Origin of the sequence: Sulfitobacter sp. (assembly GCF_041552635.1) — a bacterium.
Taxonomy (GTDB): domain Bacteria; phylum Pseudomonadota; class Alphaproteobacteria; order Rhodobacterales; family Rhodobacteraceae; genus Sulfitobacter.
The window spans coordinates 1-2,403 of sequence record NZ_JBFEKM010000312.1 but is presented as its reverse complement, the minus strand read 5'-3'; the positions used below and the strand labels follow the sequence as shown (position 1 = coordinate 2,403).

Sequence of the window (2,403 nt, the reverse complement as noted above, 5' to 3'; positions counted from 1 at the left end):
GCGCGCACCTTTGTTTGAAGACAAGGTCGTTGACCATGTGTTCGATCAGGCGACACTGAATGAAAAAGAAGTGTCCAAAGAAGATCTGCAGAAGGCCGTAGAGGCGCTGGAAGACGAAGAGTAAGTTTTCCCGAACTCTTAAAAATACAAAAGGGCCATCCGTTAGGGTGGCCCTTTTGCGTTGTGCAGATAGAAGTCCGGTTATCAGTCGATATGATCAGTTGGGGCATGTATCCGATGGCGTCGCGAACCAGAATTTTCAAGAATTCCAGCCAAGGAAATCTGAATTTTCGGGTTACCCGTTGCGTAAACCGGTCTCGGTCAGCATGCCACGGCGCTTGGCCTCGTAGTAATAGCCACGCGCGTACCAGTTGATCGCGGTCGCGTGGTCTCCGTCGGCAAGAAGCCATGCACCACGAAGGTATTTGACCCCGTATTCAAGGTTGATGTCAGGATCGAGAAGATCACCAGCGGTGCCCTGAAAGCCCATGCCGCGCGCCGTTGCTGGCAAAATTTGTAGCAGCCCGTAATAGGGGCCGTTGCGGGCCTCTGGCCGGTGCGTGCTTTCCCGAATGGCAAGGCGATGGACCAGCGGGCGGGGGACATCGTAGAAATCAGCCCACTTGTTGATCAAACTGCGCAGCTCGGGTGTCTCGTTTGGGAAAAGCGGCATCTTTGGCTTGGCGGCCATTGGGGCCGTTTGCGTGCTTGCACATGCGCTGAGGGCAGGGCTGCACAGCAACATCTGGCACAGAAGGCGGCGTGAAATGGCGGGCATCTGGGTTCTCTGATTTTGACTATGATTCCCTTACATCGCATGGGGCAATTCGCAAAATGTTCGATTTCCCATGGGCAGAGTGCTGCCGAAACAGGGGTTAGATAAGCGAAGAAGCGCAGATCAGCAGGCCCCAGAAGGTGATTTCACCATCGACAAGGACATCATAGACCACATTTTTGACGGGCCGTGATCCAATCCACCACAGATAGCTCGCAGTAAACAGGCTGGACGGCAGCAGCCAAAGGGTGATTCTGGTGGCGGGATCATATAAAATTGCCACGACAATCAGGCCCCCCCCGATCAGACAATTCAACCCGTGCAGCATCCGCAGCGTCTGATTTTTACCCCACAAGGTGGCGATGGTGCGGGTTCCTGCCGCGGTGTCCCCTGCTATGTCGCGCAGATCAAAGGTAATCGTGTTGATCAAAAACCTAAGCAGCAAGAAGGTCCAGAGGATCAACAGCAGTGGCATCGCAACGCCAACGGGTGCGGCTACGGCAGGCAGTCCGGTGATCAAGGTCGATAGGGTGATAGCAACAGTCAGGTTTTTCACGCCCGGTATTTTCTTGAGCTGAGGGATGCGAAGCCGAAACCGACCCACCGGGATCGCACCGCCAATGCTGTACAAGATGACGGCGATGAAGGGCAGCAGCGCGAAGCCCGCCCCGTAGATGCCATAGCCGAGAAAACCGAGCCCGATGCTTAGGATTAGCGCTACACTTGCCGTCAGCTTTAAGAGCACCTTATTGCGCTTGAAAAACGCGCTCCGGATGGCGTGGTTCTCTATGTCACCATCTGTCTCGAAAACGCGATCAAATACGTAAATTGCAAACAGTGATAGAAAGGTGACCCAAGGGGCAACATATGCGTCATTCACACCAATGGCGCGGGTCAGGGCAAAGGTCGTAAGGGCGCAACCGAGTGGCAGCACCAGACAGAATTGAAATAAATTCCACATAAATGGCATGTCGCGCAAGGCTTGGGGGCTATCAGGGCCGTGATGCTCAAGCATGCCCGCGCGGTTTCTGTGCAGTCAATAAAAAACGCCGCCCCTGAGTGCACAGGGACGGCGTTTCAACTTTTTTAAGCGCTATAGAAGATCAGGCGTTAGCCGCGTCGTCTTCTTGTGCTTCAACGGCGTCGGCCAGATCATCATCGTCGTTCGCGGCAGAGCCGATATCGTCGAACAATTCAGAGATCTCGAACTCTGCTGCGGCTTCTTCTTCCGCTGCCAGTTCCTGGATCGACTTGCCTGCGGCCTGAAGTTCGGCCTCTTCAGGGGAACGTGCAACGTTCAGCTGAATGGTGGCTTCGACTTCGGGGTGCAGAACGACTGTTACGTCGTGCAGGCCCAGATCTTTGATCGGGTTGCGCAGAACGACCTGCTTGCGGTCGACTGTGAAGCCCTCGGCTGTTGCAACGTCGGCGGCGTCACGGGTGGTGACGGAACCGTACAAAGCACCCGAATCAGACGCAGAACGGATCACAACGAACTGCTGACCGTTCAGCTTGTCCGCCATGGATTCGGCTTCTTTTTTGGTCTCGAGGTTTTGTGCCTCAAGCTGTGCTTTCTGGCCTTCAAAGGCTTCGATGTTGGCTTTGGAAGCCGACAGCGCTTTGCCTTG

Annotated in this window: 3 protein-coding genes; all 3 read right to left on the bottom strand. The window is 54.8% G+C overall.

The features are described 5' to 3' along the window. Positions 1-295: 295 nt before the first annotated feature. Positions 296-745 carry a transglycosylase SLT domain-containing protein gene (locus ABYT07_RS20510; protein WP_372993853.1) on the bottom strand — a complete coding sequence of 150 codons (450 nt, stop codon included), beginning with the start codon at positions 743-745 and terminating at the stop codon, positions 296-298. 130 nt (positions 746-875) lie between these two features. Further along, the gene (locus ABYT07_RS20505; protein ID WP_372993852.1) at positions 876-1,790 is read right to left on the bottom strand and encodes a UbiA family prenyltransferase; all 915 of its coding nucleotides are present in this window, start codon (positions 1,788-1,790) and stop codon (positions 876-878) included. An 88-nt stretch (positions 1,791-1,878) separates the two neighbouring features. Then, positions 1,879-2,403 (bottom strand): 50S ribosomal protein L9 (gene rplI / locus ABYT07_RS20500; RefSeq protein ID WP_372993851.1); only part of this gene is annotated, 525 nt, incomplete at its 5' end.